Annotated in this window: 18 protein-coding genes and 3 pseudogenes; 20 read left to right on the forward strand and 1 reads right to left on the reverse strand. The window is 32.7% G+C overall.

From position 1 onward, the window contains the following. Nucleotides 1-1,372: 1,372 nt before the first annotated feature. The 7 genes from IGJ76_RS05930 (at nucleotide 1,373) to IGJ76_RS05960 (ending at nucleotide 12,307) form a co-directional block, all read left to right on the forward strand. The gene (locus IGJ76_RS05930; RefSeq protein ID WP_430596823.1) at nucleotides 1,373-3,217 is read left to right on the forward strand and encodes a DNA/RNA helicase domain-containing protein; all 1,845 of its coding nucleotides are present in this window, start codon (nucleotides 1,373-1,375) and stop codon (nucleotides 3,215-3,217) included. Between the two features lie 12 nt (nucleotides 3,218-3,229). Continuing rightward, on the forward strand, nucleotides 3,230-3,565 hold the full coding sequence (locus IGJ76_RS05935; protein WP_159723536.1) for a nucleotide pyrophosphohydrolase: 336 nt from the start codon (nucleotides 3,230-3,232) through the stop codon (nucleotides 3,563-3,565). A 50-nt stretch (nucleotides 3,566-3,615) separates the two neighbouring features. Then, a complete protein-coding gene (locus tag IGJ76_RS05940) occupies nucleotides 3,616-5,358 on the forward strand; it encodes a DNA/RNA helicase domain-containing protein (RefSeq protein ID WP_430596824.1) in 1,743 nt (580 codons plus the stop codon). Nucleotides 5,359-5,544: 186 nt separating this feature from the next. After that, a complete protein-coding gene (locus IGJ76_RS05945) occupies nucleotides 5,545-9,234 on the forward strand; it encodes an ATP-binding protein (RefSeq protein WP_081129552.1) in 3,690 nt (1,229 codons plus the stop codon). A 93-nt stretch (nucleotides 9,235-9,327) separates the two neighbouring features. Continuing rightward, nucleotides 9,328-10,458, forward strand: a complete 1,131-nt coding sequence (locus tag IGJ76_RS05950; protein WP_430596825.1) for an FRG domain-containing protein — start codon at nucleotides 9,328-9,330, stop codon at nucleotides 10,456-10,458. 509 nt (nucleotides 10,459-10,967) lie between these two features. After that, entirely contained in the window at nucleotides 10,968-11,159 is a 192-nt protein-coding gene (locus IGJ76_RS05955; RefSeq protein WP_016171849.1) for a DUF3173 domain-containing protein, read from the forward strand. Beyond that, nucleotides 11,159-12,307 carry a site-specific integrase gene (locus IGJ76_RS05960; RefSeq protein ID WP_081123808.1) on the forward strand — a complete coding sequence of 383 codons (1,149 nt, stop codon included), beginning with the start codon at nucleotides 11,159-11,161 and terminating at the stop codon, nucleotides 12,305-12,307. Before IGJ76_RS05955 ends, IGJ76_RS05960 begins: the two co-directional genes overlap by 1 nt. Nucleotides 12,308-12,510: 203 nt before the next feature. Here IGJ76_RS05960 and IGJ76_RS05965 read toward each other — a convergent pair. After that, nucleotides 12,511-12,902: pseudogene (locus IGJ76_RS05965) on the reverse strand (tyrosine-type recombinase/integrase); the annotation flags it as partial. A gap of 75 nt (nucleotides 12,903-12,977) precedes the next feature. Here IGJ76_RS05965 and IGJ76_RS05970 point away from each other — a divergent pair. From IGJ76_RS05970 to IGJ76_RS06030, 13 genes and pseudogenes are all read left to right on the forward strand, one after another. Then, a complete protein-coding gene (locus IGJ76_RS05970) occupies nucleotides 12,978-13,583 on the forward strand; it encodes a hypothetical protein (protein ID WP_143139918.1) in 606 nt (201 codons plus the stop codon). A gap of 49 nt (nucleotides 13,584-13,632) precedes the next feature. Next, complete coding sequence (locus IGJ76_RS05975) at nucleotides 13,633-15,015, forward strand: DUF6270 domain-containing protein (RefSeq protein ID WP_071868436.1); 1,383 nt, start codon at nucleotides 13,633-13,635, stop codon at nucleotides 15,013-15,015. A gap of 54 nt (nucleotides 15,016-15,069) precedes the next feature. Further along, nucleotides 15,070-15,291, forward strand: a complete 222-nt coding sequence (locus IGJ76_RS05980; protein ID WP_071868435.1) for a hemolysin XhlA family protein — start codon at nucleotides 15,070-15,072, stop codon at nucleotides 15,289-15,291. Between the two features lie 12 nt (nucleotides 15,292-15,303). Further along, nucleotides 15,304-15,501: pseudogene (locus IGJ76_RS05985) on the forward strand (phage holin). A 113-nt stretch (nucleotides 15,502-15,614) separates the two neighbouring features. After that, nucleotides 15,615-15,893 (forward strand): helix-turn-helix domain-containing protein, encoded by a 279-nt coding sequence (locus IGJ76_RS05990; RefSeq protein WP_075492146.1) that lies wholly within the window; start codon nucleotides 15,615-15,617, stop codon nucleotides 15,891-15,893. Between the two features lie 179 nt (nucleotides 15,894-16,072). Beyond that, a pseudogene (locus IGJ76_RS05995) lies at nucleotides 16,073-16,735 on the forward strand (IS3 family transposase); the annotation flags it as partial. 592 nt (nucleotides 16,736-17,327) lie between these two features. Further along, nucleotides 17,328-17,885 (forward strand): biotin transporter BioY, encoded by a 558-nt coding sequence (locus IGJ76_RS06000; protein ID WP_157729249.1) that lies wholly within the window; start codon nucleotides 17,328-17,330, stop codon nucleotides 17,883-17,885. Beyond that, complete coding sequence (locus IGJ76_RS06005) at nucleotides 17,882-19,210, forward strand: AMP-binding protein (RefSeq protein ID WP_270345514.1); 1,329 nt, start codon at nucleotides 17,882-17,884, stop codon at nucleotides 19,208-19,210. Before IGJ76_RS06000 ends, IGJ76_RS06005 begins: the two co-directional genes overlap by 4 nt. Then, the gene (locus IGJ76_RS06010) at nucleotides 19,192-20,337 is read left to right on the forward strand and encodes a thiolase family protein (protein ID WP_311817800.1); all 1,146 of its coding nucleotides are present in this window, start codon (nucleotides 19,192-19,194) and stop codon (nucleotides 20,335-20,337) included. Before IGJ76_RS06005 ends, IGJ76_RS06010 begins: the two co-directional genes overlap by 19 nt. Beyond that, the gene (locus IGJ76_RS06015) at nucleotides 20,334-20,681 is read left to right on the forward strand and encodes a hypothetical protein (protein ID WP_067481818.1); all 348 of its coding nucleotides are present in this window, start codon (nucleotides 20,334-20,336) and stop codon (nucleotides 20,679-20,681) included. The genes IGJ76_RS06010 and IGJ76_RS06015 overlap by 4 nt, the downstream gene beginning before the upstream one ends. Next, nucleotides 20,632-20,958, forward strand: a complete 327-nt coding sequence (locus IGJ76_RS06020) for a hypothetical protein (protein ID WP_140444191.1) — start codon at nucleotides 20,632-20,634, stop codon at nucleotides 20,956-20,958. Before IGJ76_RS06015 ends, IGJ76_RS06020 begins: the two co-directional genes overlap by 50 nt. Beyond that, entirely contained in the window at nucleotides 20,951-21,745 is a 795-nt protein-coding gene (locus IGJ76_RS06025) for an SDR family NAD(P)-dependent oxidoreductase (protein ID WP_197485197.1), read from the forward strand. The genes IGJ76_RS06020 and IGJ76_RS06025 overlap by 8 nt, the downstream gene beginning before the upstream one ends. Then, on the forward strand, nucleotides 21,738-22,541 hold the full coding sequence (locus tag IGJ76_RS06030) for an NAD(P)H-dependent flavin oxidoreductase (RefSeq protein WP_067481824.1): 804 nt from the start codon (nucleotides 21,738-21,740) through the stop codon (nucleotides 22,539-22,541). Before IGJ76_RS06025 ends, IGJ76_RS06030 begins: the two co-directional genes overlap by 8 nt. The last annotated feature ends 657 nt before the right edge of the window (nucleotides 22,542-23,198 follow it).

Consider the following 23,198-nt stretch of genomic DNA (forward strand, 5'->3'; position numbering starts at 1 on the left):
TCAACTTATAATGGATAGAATTTTAAAGTAAAAAAGGAATCTTGGAGGAAATGTCTATGGAGCATAAAGGAAATAGTAAATTGAAATTCAAAAGACTTCAACTTATATTCGTGTTATTGATGTTGATTGCATTGTCTCAAAGAAATTATCTTTTGGCCGTTTGCTGTGGAATTACGTCTACAATTTTTTATATTCTTCAAAATAAGCAATAGTTAAAGTCTTATCTATTTACAAAAAAATAAATGCTTTCAAAATGACAGGATGATGCTAATGGTTTGGGGAGATTTTGGTGATTAAATAAAAGATATGTAGTATTCCGTAGTTTTGGGGATACAGTAATAATGTTCTATCTGCTTTTAGGGATTCTCACAAAGATATTTAGTGATTTTGTTTAGGAGAAAGGTGAGGAGAATTGTTAGAGACAGCTTCTAATGTAACAATTATCATATTTCCAATTTTAGTATGCATGTTTGTAGGTATTGATAGAAAAAAGTGGGGAGCATGGAATAAAAATAAACGAATTTTTTTCTTTATAAGCTGGTTAGTTATAGCCGCTATTTTAATGAGCAATAATCTTTATATCTTTGTTTTAGTATCAATCATTTTATTTTTCACTGAGCTTTACTTGTGATTAGTTGTAGATTTATTGAACAACCTGTAAAGAAATTTTTTATGTCAATTAATAGAAAGATCAGTATTGGATAACTTCAAGAGATAGGAGAAGCGGTGCTAGCAATACTGACTTTATAGTAGACATTGCAGCTTCGTATGTGCTTAGTGGAGAGTATGAGCCTATATGGATTACTGGTTAGAGTTGCCAGTTCTTCAAATATTGCATCAGTATTTAACATATATTCTATATCAAACATTTTGAAAAATATTGGTTTTCATTTTTGGTGAGGTAATTTGCAGGGGGATATTTTTTTCTTATAACCTTTTCAATATTAAGAGTGACAATTAAGGACTTCCTATTAAACTGGGAGCTAGTTTTACCAGCAATATTAATTATACTAACTATTTATTTTGGTAGGAACGCTGTTGGCTACATACTGCAGATAATAGATTGTTTAAGATAAACGTAGATAATTCATAAAAAAGTTAACAACATTTTTCGCAAATGTATGGAAGACAAGTTTGTGTTTGTCATAATAAATTAAAAAAGGAGTAACGAAGTCGGTTTTGCTAGGTCAACGTTTCGTTTGTCCTTTTTTTATTTGTTCATTATGAAATTATACTTTATGAATTTTAGAGGAGTATCATTCTACCTATTTAATCCATCATATGTAAATATAATTCCATCGAGTTAATCTTTTCTGAAAGCGATATGAAGCGTATAATTAAGTATATATATTTTTAGAGAGGAGCAGTTTTAATGGGTTGCTTGCTTAATGGCGAAATATCGGAGTTAGCACGTTTATCTTGTGAAGATTTAGTAGAGAACATGCTTCAAGTCGATATTGATCATTCAATTCAAGAACAATTATCCTGGAAAAATTCCTTATACTTATTGATTCAACTTCTTAATGATCAAGGTTTTGGCAATTTGTGGCTAGTAGCTGAATATTCACTAACTGCAGATAGAAGAATTGACGCTATTATCTTTGGTTATTCTAATCAGCAGCAGCCTACTGCAATTATTGTTGAGTTAAAACAGTGGGAAAAACTTGCGCCTAATATCGAGAAACAAAAAACGAATGTGAATGTTTGTATCGGAAATAGAAATGAGTATAGGTTACATCCGATTTACCAGACAGTGAACTATACACGAGATTTAAAAGCCCATCATGAAATTGTTGCCAATAAAAAAATCGATTTATATGCAATTCAATATTTACATAATTTTATTGGAGACAAAAATGCCTTTTTCTCTGAAATGTATGAAGACTATCAAAAATTATCTGTCGGTTTTTTTGTTAAAGGAGAGGAGCAACTTTTAGTTAATCACCTAAAAAAATATTTCGATGTAACGATAAACGGAGAGCAAGTCGCTACAGAGTTTCTTGAGGGAAAATATATTATTGGACAAGTTGGCTTTAACGGTTTGCGGAGTGTCCTCAATCAAAAAGATAACGCGATTATGTTGGCAGATCAAATTGAAATTTCAGCACAAATAAGCCAGTTATTTAAAGAATTCATTCAAAACCATAGAAATACGGCAATTATTATAAGAGGTGCTGCTGGCACTGGAAAAACAATTATAGGTATTCACTTACTTTTTCTCGCTCAGCAACATGGGTTAAAAACTAATGATATGGTCTTTACTTTTGCTAAAAGTAAAATGTTACGAGAAGTAGTTAAAAATGAAGCAGGTTTGATGCAACATATTCCATATTTGAATGGTATTGCGTTGAAGGACTATTCATTTGTTGTAGTTGACGAAGCGCATAGAGATACTGATATCAATAAGACTATTAAGAGTTTGTTTAGCTACAGTAAAAGCCCCAAAATTGTAGTATTTCTACAAGATGATCATCAAAGGGTTTTATTAGAGGAAGTCGGGACGCTTTTAAATTATCAAAAGGCACTATATAGGTTAGGAATTGAACCAGTTATCTTCAATTTAATCGTTCAAAAGAGATCAGGAAATCAGGGGGATTATGTAGATAGAATTCATAAATTACTGTTTGATTGTAAAAAAGTAACTTCAAGAAACAACACCTTTGATATTGTGTTATCACACTCTTTGAAAGTAATCGATGAGCAATTATTAAAGATGAAAGAATTAGGTGAAACTACAAAATGGTTTGCGCCTTATGATTGGCCTTGGAAATCTAAAAATAATCTTACTATTAGGAATGATATTGAGATTCGAGATAAAGATGGAACGAAATTTCAAAAGCAGTGGAACCCCATGAGGAATCAGTACGATTGGTATAAAGATGCTGACGAAACATCATTTAATCAGGTTGGTTCCGTCTATACAGCACAAGGACTGGATTATGATTACACGGGTTTCATTTGGTATGATGATTTACGGTGGGATAAAAGCCTTAGCAAGTGGGTTTTTGATCTTGCAAAAGTTAAAGATCAAACTTTTGTTAAGCAGGTTGAACGTTTTTTAAGTTCACATAATTACTCTGAAGCAGCATGTGATGAAGTTTTGGAGATTTTTTTAAACCAATACTATGTCTTATTAACAAGAGCAAGAAAAGGGATTTTCTTGTGGTTTAATGATAAGGATACCGAAGACCATGTTATGAGTGTTATAAAAAGATAGGTGGGTTCAATTATGTCAGAGATTCAAGAATTAACCGAATTAATTAATAAATTTCGTGATGAGAGAGACTGGCGGCAATTTCATAATGAAAAGGATTTAGCTATTTCGATTTCTTTGGAAGCTAGTGAACTGTTAGAGTTATTCCAATGGAAAACAGCAGAAGAGGGAACTGAGAATCTGCTTGCTCTAAAGGATGAGTTAGCCGATGTTTTAATTTATTCTTTTATGTTGGCAGATAATTTAAATTTGGACATCGAGCAAGTAGTAAAAGAAAAATTAATCAAAAATCAGCAGAAATATCCAATCAGTAAGAGTAAAGGATCAAAAACGAAATATACTAACTTCTAATTATTTAGTTTAGAGTAAAGAAAATTTGATTATATTAAGGTGGGTATCGGATGGCGAAATATGCCTATATTATGTTGGATGTGGAAGGAACAACGCTTTTTGGATTTAATCAATTACGGAAAGTACAACAAGAAAAATTAAAAAAAGGGGATATTATTTATATCTATAGAAGTACGAAGTCCAATAAAGTGTATATCGGTCAGTCAAAACACTTTAAAACTAGACATGAGCAACATTATAACGGCACTGAACAAAAATTTAATGATGCAAACTTTGATCAAGTTATCGTACTTTTTTCTGCGCTGTTCAATGGCTCTGCTTTAAATGATGTTGAGAATCAGCTTATTACTTATTTTTTAGCTGATAATTCTAAATCAAGAAGAAATTTAGTTGAGTATGAAACCAGTGAAGTAATCAATCTTACTAAGGGGAACGACACGAATAGTTATAAAGAACGTGAGGCTATTGCTACTGAAGTTATTCTACCTTTTTGGGAGGAGCTATATAGTAAAGGTTGGGTAAAAACACCTACTATTGATGAACTTAGAAATCAAGCTTTGGTTAAATATAGTCCAATAAAAGAATTGACCCAACAACAAATGGATCTTATCAATGAAATACTTGCAAACCCAGAAAAGAACTTTGTAATCAATGGAGATGCTGGAACGGGAAAAACGGTTCTATTGACGCATTTGGTTGCAAAATTTTTGGATGAGCAATCTGATAAAACAATTGCTGTAGTTGTACAACCAAATTGGATTAAGACAGCTCAAGAAATTTTCAAAGTGTATGGTATGAATGGAAAAAATCTTACTGTAGCAACTTCTACTCAATTGATTAATCAGAATAAGGACTTTGATGTAGTGGTTGTTGATGAGTCTCATAAGTTATCACGAAAATATGCTAAACAAATGGCTTCGTTCAATAATGTATACAAAGATAGATTCAACTCAGATGATAATCACCTAGAGCCTCTGAAAAAAATTGGTAAGCAACTTATTCTGATGTACGATGTTTTGCAAGCAATTCGACCAGCGAATATGACTCGAGAGCAGTTTAGTAGAGCTACAGAAAATTTCGAAAAGAAATATCTGACTACACAATTTCGAATTCAAGCTCCTGAAGGTAAATCGTATAGTTCAGATGACTATATAAATGGTATTAAATACTTACTATATAAAGATACCGACTTATTATCAGAAACAAATTATAATCCTAATTTTGACCGCTCAGTATTTTGCGATAGGGATATCGATGCCTATTTCGGATTTTTTGAAGATAACCCTCTAGCTAATTTGTTTGATTGGGTAGAAGATGACAGAAATTATCATAGTGATCATGTTAATAGAGTCTTGGGGGGATTGGTTGAACCTTGGAAACAATCAGATGGTAAGGATCCAGAGATTACCCATTGGCACGAAGGGAATCTTCACAAACGATGGAATTCTACACAAGAAAACTGGATTAATTCGAAAGATTCCGATGCAGAGGACCAGATCGGATCGGTTTTTGCTGTTCAAGGAATTGACTTGAATAAAGTCGGTGTACTGATTGGAAATGATCTACAAGTCGATGAGTCAGGACGTCTTTTTGGTAATCCCGATAATTTCCACAATGTAAATGGTAAATTTTCAAAGAATGATGCTAATCCGGAAAACAAAAATGAATTTACACTGTTTGTATTGAACATCTATTATATTTTGCTAACCAGGGGTATTGATGGCGTACGAATAGGTTTTTGGAAGAATGAATCATTTAAGAACTATATGATAACTACACTTCAGCTAAATTGATTTACAACATATGGAATCTATCATTTATATAATATTTTAATGAACTAAAAAGATTGAAATATTTAGGCGAAGTTAGCTACAGTTTTGGTCAATAATATTTGATGAAAAAATGAAATGGGAGGAGGTTCGAAGTAGGGTCATATACAGAAACTGCCTCTTTTTTTTATAAGGAGTTGAAAAACAACCATGACACGAATCAATTTGTTACAACAAAAGATTATAGAAATGGAAGGAGGCGCATTTCAAGGGCTTTGTGATGCTTATTTATATAAAAAATATCATTTAGGAAATATTCACTCTCTAGGTGCTCAAGAAGGAACAAACAAGACAACTATTGGTGTGCCGGACAGTTATGTCCGGCACGAAGATGGAACGTACACATTTATAATGTATGGACATCAAAAATCGTATAAAAGTAAAATTGAAAATGATATTATTGATTGTTTAAAGGATAATTTGAAAAAAGTACCAAGTAGCGACATTCGGAAAATAATTATTTGCCACACATCAACAAATATTACAACTGCTGAGGATAAGAAGTTTAGACAATTGAGTGATGAGGCCGAGATTGAATTAATTGGTTTGGATACAATTGTTCAAGATCTAAATCGTCCGATGTATCAAGGAATAGCTAAAGATTTTCTAGGTATAAAAATTGACTCAGGTCAGATTTTTTTAATTTCTGATTTTGTTGATGCTTATGACAAAGGCGGTATGACTGCACCGCTCAATATTAACTTCAAATTTCGTGATGAGGAATACCTAGAATTAGTTAATGCTATTAAAAAGAATGACGTGGTTTTAGTAAGTGGTCCTTCTGGTGTTGGTAAATCAAAATTGGTACTTGAAGTTTGTAAAAAATTCGAAAATGAAAATTATCATGTTTTTTGTGTGAAAAGTAATGGACAATCCCTTTATGACGACTTCACAATAGCTTCTTCAGAGCCAGGAAAATATTTGTTTTTCTTGGATGATATAAATAATACCACTGATATCCGTGCAATTATTGCTTTTGTACGAGACTTTTCTGGAGCAAAGGAAATTCGTTTAGTGGCTACAGTTAGAGATTATGAAAAGAGAAAGATAAGTAGAATTTTAGCTGAGCACAGTTTATTTCATGAAAAAAAACTATCTAACATGACTAGCGATCAGGTCCGAAAAATTCTTGAAGAAAGTCTAGGGATAACTAATAGAATGTTTCAAGATAGAATAGTTAAAATTTCAAAAAATAATATTCGTTTAGCTATTTTCGCTGGGAAATCTGCAATTAAAGACATAAACAATGTGAATGATCCAACAGGAATATTTAAAGCCTATTATGGACAAATTTTTGATGAACAATTCAACAAATCAAGCTTTCCAGAGGTTCTGCTTGTCATCTCACTTCTTGGTACAGTAAAGATAAATGAAGATGGCTTTGCTGCAAAATTACTTCAAGAATTCAAAATTAGCTGGAGTGATTTTAAAAGAATTAGTTTGGAACTCCACCAATTAGAAATGGTGGATTATTATCTCGATGAAATCGTAAAGGTTAATGACCAGAGCTTCAAAGATTATATATTAGAGTATTCTCTAATAGAAAAAAAATTAATCAGTATTTCACGTCTATTAGAATTAGGATTTAATACTAATAGAAACCAAATTGTTTCTACAATTAATACATTATTCAATATATTTCCTTCACCAGAGACAAAAGATTATTTATCTAGTCAAATATTATCTCAGTGGAATAAGGCATCTGATGATGAGCAGGATCTATATCTTGAAACATTTTATGGTTTGGATTTTGTTAAGTCTCTTAGTATTTTAAAAAATAGAATTAATAATTATCCTCGAAGATCGTTCGAAATATCGGAGGAATATTTCAAGAAAAAAAAGAACTACAAGGTGATAAACTCACCAGATGTATCAATTCTTTCTGGTTATAAAAGATCTGAGTATTTTCAAGAAGCAATTGAGTTAATTATTATTTTGCTAGATAGACGTCCAGATTTCTTTATGGATATTTATTTTGCTTTCGAAGAATTAATATACGATCAATATTCTCATATTACAGATTATGAGGAAGAATATCTATTGCTCAAACAAATTTGGAATCTTCGAAAAACACAAAATAAAAATGTAGATTTTCTATTACTCAAAATAATTGATAAGTGTTTAATGTGCTCAGGAACTTATACAGGTGAAGGCGATTCTTTAAATTCAATAATTGTGGGTCATTTCTTAGTTCTTTTTACAGAGGGAAGTAAAAAGTTGAGGTCTTTGTGTTGGGAAATTCTTTCAGAACTATACAAACATAAAAACTATCAAAATGATATCCATGAAATTCTAAATAAATATCATTGGAATGGGGTTGAAAGTGATATCAATTCTATTTTTGAGTTTGATATGCTAGAAGTAAAAAAATACTTTATTGACACATGGGTAGATTACACTTTTGAACAGAGTCTAATCTCTCATAAATGGGTGGAATATGCTGAAGATTTGAAAGTGATTATTGATGATAGTTTCAAAAAATATGAGAGCAATAAAGATTTTCAATATTGTAAAATAATAATTTCTAATGGCAGATTTGAAAGACTTTCTGAGAATAGGGAAAAAAAATTTAAAGAAATAAAAAACAAAACAAGTAGTTATACTTTAGAAGATTATACGTGTTTATTTTCTGTAGCCAAGAAACTGGAGAGTATTAACTTAGTAGATACTTATTTAGCAGGTGAAAATCTATCAATTATTGTTAGAAATATTAGTAGCTCAAAATTAGTAGATATTTTAACATTATATTTTGAAGCGGGTGCTCCCTTTTCAGGTTATCTATCTGGTGTAACACTTGATTTGCTGAAACTTGTTGGCTTTGATAGAACATACAGTTTTATAAATCAGTTTGATTTTATCAATAAAGGTAGTTGGCTGAATACTATTTGGACTTGTTTACCTGAAGAGCTTATTTCAGCAAGTCAAATTACTCTTATGTTGGAACACATTGAAAAAGAAGGAGATAAGTTAAATCCTAATATTCCAAGATATTCTGATTTGCTAAAATTTTTAAGTGTAGACCAACAGATTGTTCAAAAAGCAAGCAGATTAATTGCTAGTTTATCAGTAAATAATTCCGAAATAGCACATTTATTTTTAATAGAATTTTACAATAAACCTAAGGAGCTAGTTAAGGTCTTCTCTAAGGATATTGATACTCTTGAAAAAATGTATTTTTCTTCTAAAATTGATTTTCATGGAGAAATATTAATGGAAATTATTAAGTTAGATTCAACATTCTGGCAAGTTTATACAAAACAGGTAGATATAACAAATTTTCATGATACTTTTGATAAAGAAATTTTCAAAAAGGTTTGGTTACTAGATAATTATAAAGAACTGATTGATATTGCATATAAGAACATCGTTGCTCCCTTATATGATTTCTATTTTAATCATGAGAAACATGAAACATTTTTCCCAGTTGATAAAGGACAAGACTCAATTAGAAATGATCATATCAAGAGATGGGTACTGAACTTTATTAGCGATAATTCAAATGATTTTGAAGTAATAAGAAAAATATTTTCTGTATTTGTGTCAAACCAAAGTATTGAAGATAAGATTGATTATATTGCTGAATTTCTAAAATATAATAAGAATGTTGAAGATTTCAAGAAACTATCACTCAGTCCTTTATCACATTTTTGGAGTGGGAGTTATGTTCCAATTCTGGATGAGGAGATCAGATTCTGGACGACTTTATTAACTCAAAAATTTCTTATTGGATTAGAGTTTATTGAAATTAAGTCATTTATCGGTGAGAGAATTAGAGCGCTAGAGGGTAGGAAAAAAGCAACGCTTCTTGAAGAATATCAAGATGATTACTTAAACCCCTGATTTACTACTGAAGAAAAAAGTTATCGTTATTCTGCCATGTGGATGAATGAATACATAACTTATATGAAACCATTGTCAGAGGAGACAGTTTTTATGAGGATGCAAAAACATAGTGAAATCCATTTTGATTCTTTTATTGATGTTGAAAGAAAGTATTTTGAAAATGAAGCAGATAGGAGGATTACGGAGAAAGTAAGTAATGAAAAAGAAACAGTTGACCAGTTGAAAAAGGTGTTTGTTAATCAGTGTATCGAACGTGCACACAAGCCTCCCACGGAAACAATGATCGAGGAATTACAAAAAACAAATAACTTTCTACAAGATGAAACGATTAGTAAACATTATTACGTAAAAAATAAATATTTAATTAGAAAAGATGCAAAAATAAATATTATTAATACTGTAGAAGATGCTATTGCTTTTTTTAGTACGAGCGCCCTCTCTGAGTTAGATGATGAAAAGGAAAGAAGTTATTTTTTTAGGGGTCATGAGAATCTAAACTTTCAAGCTATTCCGTCAATAATGAGATCAGAAAAATATTATAAAAACGAAAATGATCTATATTCAGAGCTCCAGACTGTTAGTTCAAAGAACTTTAGCAATTTAAAGAACCACTTGGAAATATTGACAGAAATGCAGCATTTTAGTTTACCTACGCGATTGCTGGATATTAGTTCCAACATATTATCTGCCTTATTTTTTTCTACAACTATTACAGATCAAAATTCGCAATATGTAGATGGGGAAGTACTTGTTTTTTCAGCGCAAAAAAAGGGAATAAAGAAATTTTCAAGTGATACTGTTGAAATCCAAAACTCTTTAGCGTTTTTACCATATGATTTGAAAAAAGAAATTCATGCTTGTGCAAATAAAATATATGAGTTAGATAAAAAGCAAAGAGTAGATAAATTTAAGGAATTAAATTGTGTAAAGAAGCTAATGCACGAAGCAAGAAAATCAGGAGTATTTTTTTCAGATGTTTTAGACCCAAATGATCTTTTTGAATTTAATATATGCTTACCCTTGAAAAATAATGATCGTATTATGAATCAGTCAGGAGCATTTATTAGTTATGGATTTACAAATAAGTCAACGTTTCATAAAAAAATAGAAAAAGAACAATCGGGATATCTACAACGTTTAAACCGTAAATTTGCTTACAAGGTTAATAAAGAATTAGTTAGATATATAGTTCCTTGTTCATCAAAAGCAAAAATTGCGTAAGCAATTGGAAGAAATGGGTATTAACCAAGGAAATATTTATCCAGATATAGAAAAAAGAGCGGCCTATATAAAAGAAAAGTTTAGGTAAGGATATCTATTTGAATTATTTTGTCTATTCTTAATAAGAATGAGGCGGTTAGCAACTTTCTTCCAAAGAGAGTTGCTTTTTTGTATTTTCAATTGTCTTTATTAGTGTAAAGATAATTGATCTTTGAAAATTGAATACAAAAACTACCAGTACTTTCCATTTGCAGGGAGCATTTCTCAATTACGTCATGATGAGTAATCGGAGCGATAAATAATTGAGAGAAGAATCGTCAAATTCGAGCCATGATCTGCAAATGCAATAATGATACTTCTGTAATCAAATTGGCTCGCCATCACTGGGGAGAGGTGAAAATCCTATGTGCTTTTTGACATGAGCAGCTGGTAGATAAATAAATGTTTTTTATAATTTGTAACTTATGTTTTTTCGTGAGGCGCTGACGTAGGAAAGAGAAGGCGGTAGAATGAAGACAGCCACTCGGCAAGATATTATTAAGTTGGGATTTTCACGGTATTACGCTGACAAGATCTTCAGGGAATGCAAAGCTCTTTTAGTCACTAATGGGTATTCTTTTTATCGCAATAGCAAGATTAAAAGGATACCCGTGAGTGTCATTGAAGAGGTCTTACACATTTCTTGGGAGGATGAATACTGATGAGAAGAGTTGCAAATGTGTACAAAGACGAGAAGAGAGGAACGTGGTATTTTTCATTAACTTTGGGTTACGATCGTTTCGGAAAGAGAATTCAACCCACTAGAAGAGGATTTAAATCGCAAAAAGAAGCAAAAGATGCGATGGAGGAATTGAAAAAGAATTATTCTGATTCTCAAGAAATTTATTTACAAGGAATTACTTTTCGTGAATTTTATAAGAAGTATTTTTTTCCATGGTATAAACTTGGGACGATTGAGAAAACCTACGTAAAAACCGATAAGACTTTAAAACGTGCTTTAGCTTATTTTGGAAAAATGCAAATGGAAAAGATTCGACCAATTCATATTCAAGAGTTTCAACAATTTCTTGTTCAAGAATGTTCTGTCACGAATAAAGAAGGGAAAATACGTCCGCTTTCGAACAATTATATTAAACAGATTTTTAATAAGTTACGGATTATTTTTAAACGTGCGGTGGTTTTGGAAGTCATTGATGAGAATCCGGTAGACACTATTGGGAAAATCAGAACCCAGCGATCGGTTGTGGCCTTTTGGACTGTTGATGAATTTAAGAAAGTATACAATTGTTCTTATCGCTGTGATTTCCAAGAAGCCTTTTATAAACGAATGATGCGCTTTTTATTCGTGACAGGACTTAGAAGTGAAGAACTTTTTGCGCTACAATGGCCAGATATTGATTTTCGTAAAGGAACTTGTAGTGTGAGTAAATCACTCTACATTCGAACAAGAACGGATTATGATTTCTCAGATACTAAGAATATTTCAAGTATCCGAACGATTACTTTAGACAAGCAAACGATAGAAGACTTGAGGAAATGGAAAGAGTCTCAAAAAACGATTGGGGATGACTTGGGATTTATTTTTACCTTTGATGGTTTGCCGCCATCTCCAAAGACTTTTTTAGGTCGAGTAAAAAAATTAGCTGAAGTTGCAGGCGTCAAACCGATTCACTTACATGGATTACGGCATTCTCATGTGGCATTCTTGATTGAACATAATAACAATATCTATGCTGTTTCAAAGCGGTTGGGACATTCTTCTGTTAAGACAACTTTAGATAAATATGGGCATCTTTATCCCGATACCAACCAAACTTTAGCAGATGAATTTACCAAATTTGAAGTGTAATTTTTTTTGCGATTTACTGCTGTCAAATTACTGTCACGAGCCGTTTTTAGCCGATTTTTGAATTTTCGATGTTGATATACCGGGTTTTATAGGCTAGTTGTCGGAATCGAAAATGGATGAGGATGAGCCGAAGAAATAGCAAAGGGTCTAGCCATTGGGCTAGACCCTTTTTGTTGCGTTTTTCCACGGCTGTATGGGGAAAATTAAATCATACTGTCTTTTAACATTGTTTCAAATATATCTATAGTATCTTTTTTCATTTTTTTTGTAACATGAGCGTAGGTATCCATAGTGGTTGAGATGCGTGAGTGTCCCAGATGTTCTTGAATAATTTTTGGTTTTATATCATCTTCTAGTAACATGGTTGCGTGTGTATGACATAGCGAGTGGAAATTAAACTTTATGTTCAAATCTTTCTTTATTTTACTTGCAGACCATTTAATAGAATTTGGCGTTACTGGTTCACCGTTTTCTTTTGTGCATACAAAATTACTTTCATAGTAATGATTTCCATATCTTAATCGATTTTCCATTTGTCTTTTTTTGCTTTTTTTAGTTCGTCAACGAGCATATCGTCAGTGCTAATGGTACGGATAGCTCTTGATGATTTGATGGTAGCCGACCGTTGCAAACAAAAAATCCCTTTATGGAAATTTTAGGGTATTCCATTTTGCAATCTACAAGACCAAACGTAAGCTCTAAAATTGATCTGTCTGGAACAGACAAAAATTTATTTGAGACAATTCAGAATCTGACTACGGCAGGTTTTTATTTCATTGTTACGGCAAACACCGTCAAAAATACGCCTTATGGAGCATCTACGTTGACGGGCTGGGTCTACATCCGCTCGACGAGCAATGGAAAAGCTTCGAGAGCGATTGTTGAGCTTACTGATACCTCAAATCGTAAATTTACGGTCAATTTCGATATAAATCGTACACCTACATGGTCAGATTGGGAGCAGACCGGAGGCTTAGCAGTTACTGCTTCTTCTGACATCTCAACGTTAGCCGGATTAACACAGGCAGGAACTTACAGTTTTTCTGCTGCTCTTTCTCGTACTATACCGGACATGCCAACAAAATATGTCAGTTTAGGAACTATGATTATTCATAAACCAATTACATCTTCATTCACGATTCAAGAAGCCTATCGACTAAATGGTGATACGGGACACACATTGCCAGCAAATCGTATTTTGATAGATGGCGTAGTAGCAAAAGGAGAGAGTACAGATGCAAATGGTTGGAGATATTCTAACGAAACGAACTCTTAATTATTTTGTATGATAAAATGTAAATATATATTTTTTAGGAGTTGTTTTTTTGAAAAAAGTTGCGTATAGAAGAAAAATTCAAAATGTTTTTTTTCACGATGATGGTGATACTTTTGACATAGAATATTTTGATGGACATTTAAAAATCAATAATACAAAAAACTTAAAAGAAGGAGATATTCTTGATTTTGAAGATGATGAAGACGATATAAAAGATACAAATAACGAATATTTTGACATAAGTAGTGTTTTTGAAGCTAAAATTTATAAAAATAAGTTTAGCAGTAAATCAATATATATAAGATCTAAAAACAGATTTGTTTTAAAAAAATTTATTGTTGAAGATGATTCTTACCTTTTTCAAGTTGACTTTAATTTGTCTCGAGCAAGATTACCGGTTACCAACTTGTTTGTCTCAATTGAAAATAGTAATCCATCTATGCTGAATTTAAGTATGCTTTTAACACAATGCAATATAAAAAATAACACAATTACTTTCAGTGTAAAAAAAGATTACTTAGATAATTTCTTTACGAATAGTAATCAAGTAGCTAGCTTTTTTGTTGGAGAAAATGAAGCCGCGTATCGTGTATTCTCTCCTAAAGATGAAACTAGCAATATCTCAAAAGGGGTTTTTGGAGAAGCGCTAATTAAGTCAACATATCGAACTAAGATATTCGTTTTAGGTTCTTGTTATAGCAGAAGACTTTTTACGTCAACTGAGTATTTCAATAAAAATTATAAAGATTTTTTTGACGTGACAGGCACACAATTTCAATCATCTTTAATTGCTATTACACAAAAAAAGCAAGTAGAAAAATTTTCCCACGATATTTTTGTGAATCAACCAAAATCAGTTCAAACGAGTGTCAAAAATGAACTTGAAAATTCATTTTTTTACAACCTTAAAAACTTGGACATAGACTATTTAATTTTGGATATTTACGCTGATATAGATAGAGGTATTTGCTTCTTGGAAGGTGATAAAATAGTAACATTTTCAAATTATGTTTCGAATAAAACATCCTTCTTAAACGGTAGAAAGTTTCAAACGTTAGCTCCTCTAAATAGTTTTGGAAAATATAATGAATTATTCAAAAAAGCAGTAGACGAATTCAGAAAAGAAATATTGAATATTCTGCCAGAGGAAAAACTAATTTTGAATCATGTTGTACTTGCAACCGAGTATTTTGATGAGAAAGAGCAAATTAAAAAATTTGTTAAACGATCATCTGAGATAAGAAATAAAAATATTATTTCAGAAGCATTTTTTAATATTTTAAAAAATGAATTTCCCCGTGCCCATATCGTGAAAACAGATAATAGAAAGTATAGGGCTTCAGCGAAATCTCCTGACGGCTTGACTTATAATCATTATGAAACTGAATACTACAAAGATAAAATGACTGAAATAAAAAAAATAATAGAATAAAAATTAAGACGTGCTCAACTGAGTACGTCTTTTTCTATGGAAGTTGGTGAGTAAGTGAAAGATGAGGCAGTGCAAGATGTTGTCGAGCATTTGGTTCGTATTGAAACTAAACTTGATAACTATGAAGCTCTAAGAGAAAAAGCAGAAACTGCAAAAGATCAAGCTGAAAAAGCTTATTCTATTGCTTTGAACAATGCTGATGATATTAGAGAAATGAAAGCTAATAACAAATGGTCTTGGGGTTATATGATTGGCTATTTTTTAACAAAATTATAGGAGGATAGTTTTATGATTTTACCAGACAAATATTACAACGTAATCAAATGGGGCGTACTGACGCTATTACCTGCAGCCTCTGTTTTAGTCGCAACATTGGGGAAAGCATAGGGCTGGCAAGGAGCCGACATGGCAGTTTTAACCATTAATGCGATTGCTACTTTCTTAGGTGTTGTTACTGGTGTTTCGGCATACAATCCGAATAAATAGGAGGTACTATATGAAAAAGAAATTTTTGTTTGATCGGAACTGACACTATAATTAGATACAATTAAAAAAGAGCACCTCAAATTTAGTAAAATAAATTTGGAGGTGTTTTTCTAATGGCAAAGCATAACTATTATCCAGAAACATTAAAAATTCAAATTGTTGAGCGTTTATTGGAAGGAGAGTCACCTTCTTCTCTGCGAGAAGAATTCAATATCCCAGGAAGAGGAACAATATACACTTGGAAGAAGTGGTATTTGAACGGAGAAATTCATCGCTTAAAAGCTTCTTCGGGGCGTCCCATAGAACAAGAACTCTCTATCTCTAAAGTCCTAGAGGAAAAAGAAAAAGAGTTAGAATTGATAAAAAAATTCTTTTCAAAAGAAAGGTGGTGACAAAAGAAAACATTATTCATTTCATTGAAAAGCATAAAAAACAGTTGTCAATCTCTAAGTTGACACGGTTATTTGGATTATCAAGAAGTACTTTCTATAGAAACAGGAAGCTGAAACCTTTAAGTTTAACATCTGTCGAAGAACGAATTCATCAATTGGTTTAAGAAAATCATTTTTTATTTGGTTATCGAAAAATACATGCCCTTTTGAGTCGTGAACTCGTGATTGGTATTAACAAAGTAGCGCGTATTATGAAACACAGAGGCTGGAATTGTATAGCAAAAATCAAAAAATATCGTCATACAGGTCCTCAGCACAAAGCTTTTGACAATCTTATCCAAAAGAATTGGAATGCCAAACGCCCCTTACAAAAATTAACGACAGATATTACGTACCTTCCTTTCGGAAGTAATATGCTTTATTCATCAACGATTATGGACATGTTTAACAGTGAAATCGTTGCGTACAAGATATCTTCACATCCTGATACCAATTTAGCGATTGATACATTTAATCAATTAGACGATCTACCAAAACAAGCTATTTTGCATAGTGATCAGGGATCTACGTATACAGCAAAAAAATTCTGTGATTTAGTCAAACAAAAAAACGTTATCCAAAGTATGTCCCGTAAGGGAACTCCTTCAGATAACGCACCAATAGAATCGTTTCATTCCTCACTAAAGTCTGAAACATTCTACATCACAAAAGAGCCAATAAGCTCTAATACTAGAGTAATCGATATCGTTGAAAAATACATCTATTTTTGGAATAATAATAGAATTTTAGCCAAATTGGGGTATCTTTCCCCCGTTGATTACCGATTATCAAGATCAAATTGAGTTGCTCTTTTTATTTTGTATCAAAAAGTAGTTGCACTTCCCAAGTTTGTTAGTAACTTTTTTTTCATGATTTAAGAATAGTGATTTACTTATGACATTTTTCTATAATTTTGCGTGAGAAAATTTTATTGTGTGACGGAAAGGGGCACTTGTTTTCACTAGCTTTTTCTAGAACTTCTGTCAGATTTCTCTAACGTTGTGCCCAATCAGAATACGCTTGTCTGATCAATTCGATATAGCGCTAAGGGGCGTTAAATCAATTACTCAGCAAGCAAAGTTAAGTTTTTATTTATTCTCACTCAATTACAGCATGTCCAGATAGATTGCTCTACCAAATCCTTTAGGCGGTCTCGATCAATGAGGGGATTACTAATGGAAAGGATAAGTCATTTTCTTTAAAAAGGTTTAAATTCAAAATCCGATTGTCAGCACAGAAAATCTATGCTACTATTTCGTTAACTTTTAATCTTTATTTGGTTAACCAGATGTAACGAACAATAAAAGAAATTTAAAATAGTGCATCCGGAAGAAGAATTGGATTAGGTCAATAAACTTAATATAGAGGAATGTGAAGTGTGATATGGATAAAAAGATGAAATCTACAAGGGAATTTGATGTAAAAATATTGACAAAAATGGCTTTATTTTTAGCCTTAATCATCGTTTCTGGGATGATTGCTATTCCTGTCCCAGCTATTGGAGTTCCAGTTGTTTTACAGAATATGATTATTATGTTGACTGCTGGATTTTTAGGCAAGAAATATGGAACAATCACGATTGGCATGTTTTTAGCCTTAGTATTTATGGGTGTGCCAATCCTTTCTGGCGGTCGTGGTGGCTTAGCAGTTTTATTTAGTCCTAGTGGCGGTTTTTTGATTGGATTTTTACTTTGCGGTTTTATAATTTGTCCCATGTTGGAAAAAATTGGTAGTGACACTTACTGGAAAATATTATTAGCTTTTATCGTAGGTGGTGCCTTGTTCATCAATATTTTGGGGAGCTTCACTTTAGCTTATTTTAGTCATCAGTCTTTGTGGACAGGGTTAAAAATGGCAGCTTTTTTTGTTCCAATCGACATTGGAAAATCGATAATCGCGGCTATTATTTACCAACGACTAAAAAAATATACTGTTTCTGGAGAAGCTAAATGATTCCTTTTTCCAATATATCCAAAGAAAAAACAGCTATCATTTATCATGAGCAATTCATTAATTATGGGAAACTACAACAAATGAGTCGTTCTTATCAGAAAAAAATTCAAAAAGAAGAAGAACGGATTGTTTTTATTCCTATGGATGAGTGTCCGGAAACCGTTTATAAATTAATTGCTTGTATCTTGGCAAAAAAAATTTTTGTTCCTATTTCAAATCAAAGACCAGAAGAACAGGTAAACAAACTTATAGGTGAATTTTCCTCTTCTATTTTATGGACGAAAGAAATTTGTCATTTTCAAACAAATAATAAGCCCATCTTATTTCCAGAAGACACACTTTTTATCGGATTTACTTCTGGAACAACGGGAGAGAGAAAAGGGTTTATTCGTAATCAAAAAAGCTGGCTTAACAGTTTCAACATTTTTCATTCAGTCCCCGTTTTTGCAAAAAAAAACTATGTGACCTGTTTGACGCCACTTCATTATTCATTAGGTCTTTATACATTGTTACAAACATTATGTTCAGGACAAACTTATTTATTAGGAATAAGAAAAATAAGTAGTCTTGCATCAAATCCGGCTGTTCTCAATGATAGTCAAATTTTCTCAGTACCGACGGTTTTTAACTATTGGATTGAAAAAATGGAGAAGCCAATGTTTGGCACATTTGATGTGATTTTGGGTGGGGAGTCAGTCACAGAAAATCAAAGAAAAACGTTTGCCTCTAAATGTCCTGAAGCAAGATTATTTGATTTTTATGGAACATCAGAAACAAGTTTTATTAGTTACAATAATCAGCAGCTTCCAGAAAGAAATTGCCTAGGCAATTTCTTTCCTAAAGTGCAAGTGACGATTCTAGACGCTGACGATTCGATTGGGGAAATTGCTGTGAAAAGTCCCATGAATTTTCAAGGCTATTTAAATAATGGACAGATCATCTTAGCAGAGGAAACGATTAAAACTGGAGATTTGGGGAAATATGAAAAGGTTCTTTTTTACTTTGGACGTAAAGATAAACGTATTAACCGAAAAGGAGAAAAAATATTTCCTGCTTATCTGGAAAAAATAGTCTTACAGTTACCCCAAATTAAGGATGCTTTGATATATGGTGTGTCTGACCCAGAATTGGGCGAACGTGTTTTGGCGGAGGTTGTTTGGAAAGATGAACCTCTTGCATTGAGTGCAATTAATGAATTTATCAAAGCAAACAGTTATCGAAAAGGTAAAATTGATACCTTACTTTCAGTCCAAGAAATTCAATATAACGAAAGTGGAAAGAAAAAAATCTATACAGGAGAAATAAAATGGAACGAGTCTATATAATCGATGGTGCAAGAACACCTATTGGAAAATATGGTGGTATGTTTTCTGAAGTATTACCCGAACTGTTAGGGGGGACATTATTAAAAAAATTACTGAATCGAAATGAATTAACTAGGGTGGATGAGGTAATTACTGGCAATGTCATTGGCGGTGGAGGAAATGTAAGTCGTCGAATTTCTCTGGTATCGGGTTTAGATATCACTGTCCCCGCATTTACTATAGATCGCCAATGTGCTTCAGGATTGGAGAGTATCTTAGTCGCCACTGCAAAAATTAAAAGCGGAATGGCTGAGTGTATTGCCTGTGGTGGTGTGGAAAGTACTAGTCGTGCTCCATGGCTGATTGAGCGACCCACACGTCTCTATGGTCGCAATCCATTCATTTTAGAACGCGCTCCTTTAAGTATTCCAGAATACGGAGATCCTGCAATGGGAATTGCTTGCGAAAAATTAGCTGAAGGTCTACAGATTGATCGTTTGAAGCAAGATCAATATGCTTATGAAAGTCAAATGAACTATCAAAAGGCTAAATCAGCCAAGGTATTCTCAAAAGAAATTATTTCTTTCAATCAATTTCATGAAGATGAGTGTCCTAGACCTAAAACAACTATTGCTAAATTAAGTGCTTTGCCCTCAGCCTTTTGTCAAGGAGGGTCGTTGACTGCAGGGAACAGCTCTCCCCTAAGTGATGGGGCAGCTTTTTTACTTCTCGCTAGTGAACGTTATTGTCTAGAACATCAATTGAATCCTCTATTCGAAATTATTGATGGGGCATCAATTGGTGTTTTGCCTGAAAAATTTGGTTTAGGGCCAATTTATGCTACTGAAAAACTGCTCAAGAAAAATGAAATGACCTTATTAGATATGGATCGGATTGAATTAAATGAAGCTTTCGCAGCACAAGTTTTAGCATGTTTTCAATTAGAAAAATGGCCAGAGAATCGCGTAAATGTATCTGGAGGTGCCTTAGCCTATGGTCATCCTTTTGGTGCTACAGGGACTATCTTGGTCAGGCGTTTAATGAGTGAATTACAACAAAAAGACCATCTAAAAAAGGGACTTGTGACGATGTGTGTTGGTGGTGGACAGGGAACGACTTTAATGCTTAGGAAGGTAAGTTCACAATGAAAGTCAGTAAAAATATTTTAATTGGGAAAGATGAAATAGCTGAATATAAAGCCATAGTTCATTACGAAGGAAAAGAATGGCCCAAGTCTTTCCTATTGACATTGTGGCGCTATTTTTCTGTTTCAGAATTAGAAAAATACGAGCACTTATTAGTAGAACAAACTGTCGTTATCAAAAAGAAAATCATATTAGACCAAACTTATGAAGTTACACTTGAAAAAGTAGAAGTTCAGCAAAAAACGAGCATTGCTTTTTGGACATACTTATTAACGATTAAAAAGGAGGGGATTTTCTATGGAGAATGCCAAACCAAGATCTATGTTCGGACTGCTGGGAACCTTTAGTTTTTCTCTGACAGACATACAAAAATATCAAGAATTTTCTAAGGATAAGAATCCTGTTCATAATACAGGTGTGGTGTTTGGAATTCAATTAATGGCTCGAATTGAAGGCTTGATTGAAAGAAAATTGAACCTAAATATCACTGGAAAATATACTTATTATTTTTTAGAAAAGGTCATGGTTGGCGAAGAAATAAGCGTATATTTAAGTGATAACCAACAGTTCGAGGTATGGTCTTTCAATAAAAAAATAGGAGAAGGTGTTTTTGAACATGAATAAAGTCGCGTTAATAACTGGAGGTACAAAAGGAATCGGCCGTGGATTAGTAGAGACCTATTTGCTAAATGGCTATTCTGTAGCTACTTTCTCAAGTGAAAAGATCAATACCGAATCATTAAGAGAAACCTATGTAGATTTTCCCGAAGACAAGTTGCACGTAAAAACATTAGATATTCGTAATGAAGACTTAAGTCGGAAGTTTGTTCGAGAAGTTATTGAAAAATTTGGCCGAATCGATACATATATTTTTAATGCCGGTATTTGCCAAGACAAATCTTTTGGAAAGATGACAGGAAAAGAATGGACAGAGGTCATTTCCGTGAACTTTACGAGTGCTTTTGGAATGACTCAAGAGGTCTTTCGACAAATGAAAAAGCAAACAGGACGGAAAACAATCTTTTTTATGACCTCTTTATCTGGTTTGGAAGGATCTTTTGGTCAAGCCAATTATGCAGGGAGTAAAGCAGGGTTAATTGGCTTAAGTAAAAGCCTAGCTATAGAAGGAAAAAAATATGAAATCGAAGTAAATGCTATTTCTCCGGCAGCTTTGACAGATATGACAAGCCCAATTATCGAAAAAATTACTCAAAACTGTAAGAACACGGGAGAATTGTTCCCAGACGATTGGAAAATAGGTTCTCCTAAAGAAGTTGCCCAAAGTATTTATGAGCTTTCTAATTATAGCAAGCTGGGTACAGGAAAGATTTTTTCCCTTAATGGATTGAAAATCGAAGTTTATAAACCAAATGCGAAAGTATCGTTTTCTATGGAGAAAGAGAATGATTAAAGACTTATTTGATTTGAAGTATCCAATTATTCAAGGGGCAATGGCTCAAGTTTCTTATTCTTCATTAGTAGCAGCGGTTTCAAATCAGGGAGCTTTAGGCACCTTGTCTTCTTATGGACTTACTGGAGAACAATTAAAAAAGGAAATCCAACAGGTGAGAGAAAAAACAACACGGCCTTTTTCCTGTAACGTAATGTTACAACAAGTGAATAGCGATGAATTAATCGAAGTAATTCTTTCTGAGAATATCCCTATTGTGAGTCTTAGCGCTGGATTTAAACCAGGTCTTATTCAAAAATTGCAGGAAAATAACAGAAAAGTTATTTCGGTTGTAGGTAGCAAACGCCAAGCAACAAAAGTAATTGACAGTGGGACAGATTGTATTGTCGTGGAGGGAAATGAAGCAGGGGGCCATATTGGAAATACGAAACTAGAAACTTTACTTTTAGATACCTTAGCGATGACTAAGATACCAGTTGTTGCAGCTGGTGGCATCATGACAAATAAAGACATACAACAGAAATTGCAAGTAGGAGCGGCAGGCGTTCAATTGGGGACTGTTTTTCTGCTTAGTCAAGAGTCTTCATTATTAGAAAACAGTAAAAAGTTATTGCTGAGTAAAAAGATCAAATCAGAGATATTTACAAAATCTAGTGGGAAAAAATTTCGGGCAGTAAGAGTAAAAGAGAACTATCTACCATGTGGAATTGGCATTGATAGGATTAATCAAATTCTTACTGTTTCTGAGATTATTAAAAAGCTAAATAGTGTCCCAAATAGTTCGTCTGATGACTAATTAAATTTTGAGAAATGGGTATCAGCGATCAATAAATCATTACTATTTATAGAATACACTGTTTTTTCATTCTAAATGAATTGAAAGGTTGTTAAATCATTGTTTCACGCTCAAGTGAGGATTATTGAATAAAGCAAAATATTATCTAGCTGAACAACTTTACATGAAAATGCCCTGTCGTGTATACAATCGAAAAACAGACTCACTAAGGTAACAAAGCAATCAATGTTTTAATAAAGGTGTGCTCCCGATAAAAAAGTACAAAGGAATCAAAAAATTTATGATAGATTAGATGCTTTTGAAAAAAGGACTAAACTTATATCATGAAAAGTAAAAGATATTACCGCTATTTAAAGAATATATTTTGAAGAGCCACAGAGTATTGACGGAGAAATAATTGATAGATGCGGAGTGAAGAAGCAAGATGGATTGTATGCATAAGGAAGATAATAGTTTCTTGTGAAGATTCCCAGTAAAAAAACTACTGTTTTGGAACCGCCTTTTCAAGCATGTGCTTACTTGCTTACGAAAAGGACAGGCTCTTTTGTTCGTCCTATTCATATTTTTTTAAAGATGATAAATAATACATATGATGAAACAATATTTTTATTTTAAAAATCAGATATAATAAAGATGGAAAAGAAAGGTGCGAGTCTA

It is taken from the genome of Enterococcus sp. DIV0175 (genome assembly GCF_050529075.1).
Classification (GTDB): Bacteria; Bacillota; Bacilli; order Lactobacillales; family Enterococcaceae; genus Enterococcus_B; species Enterococcus_B thailandicus.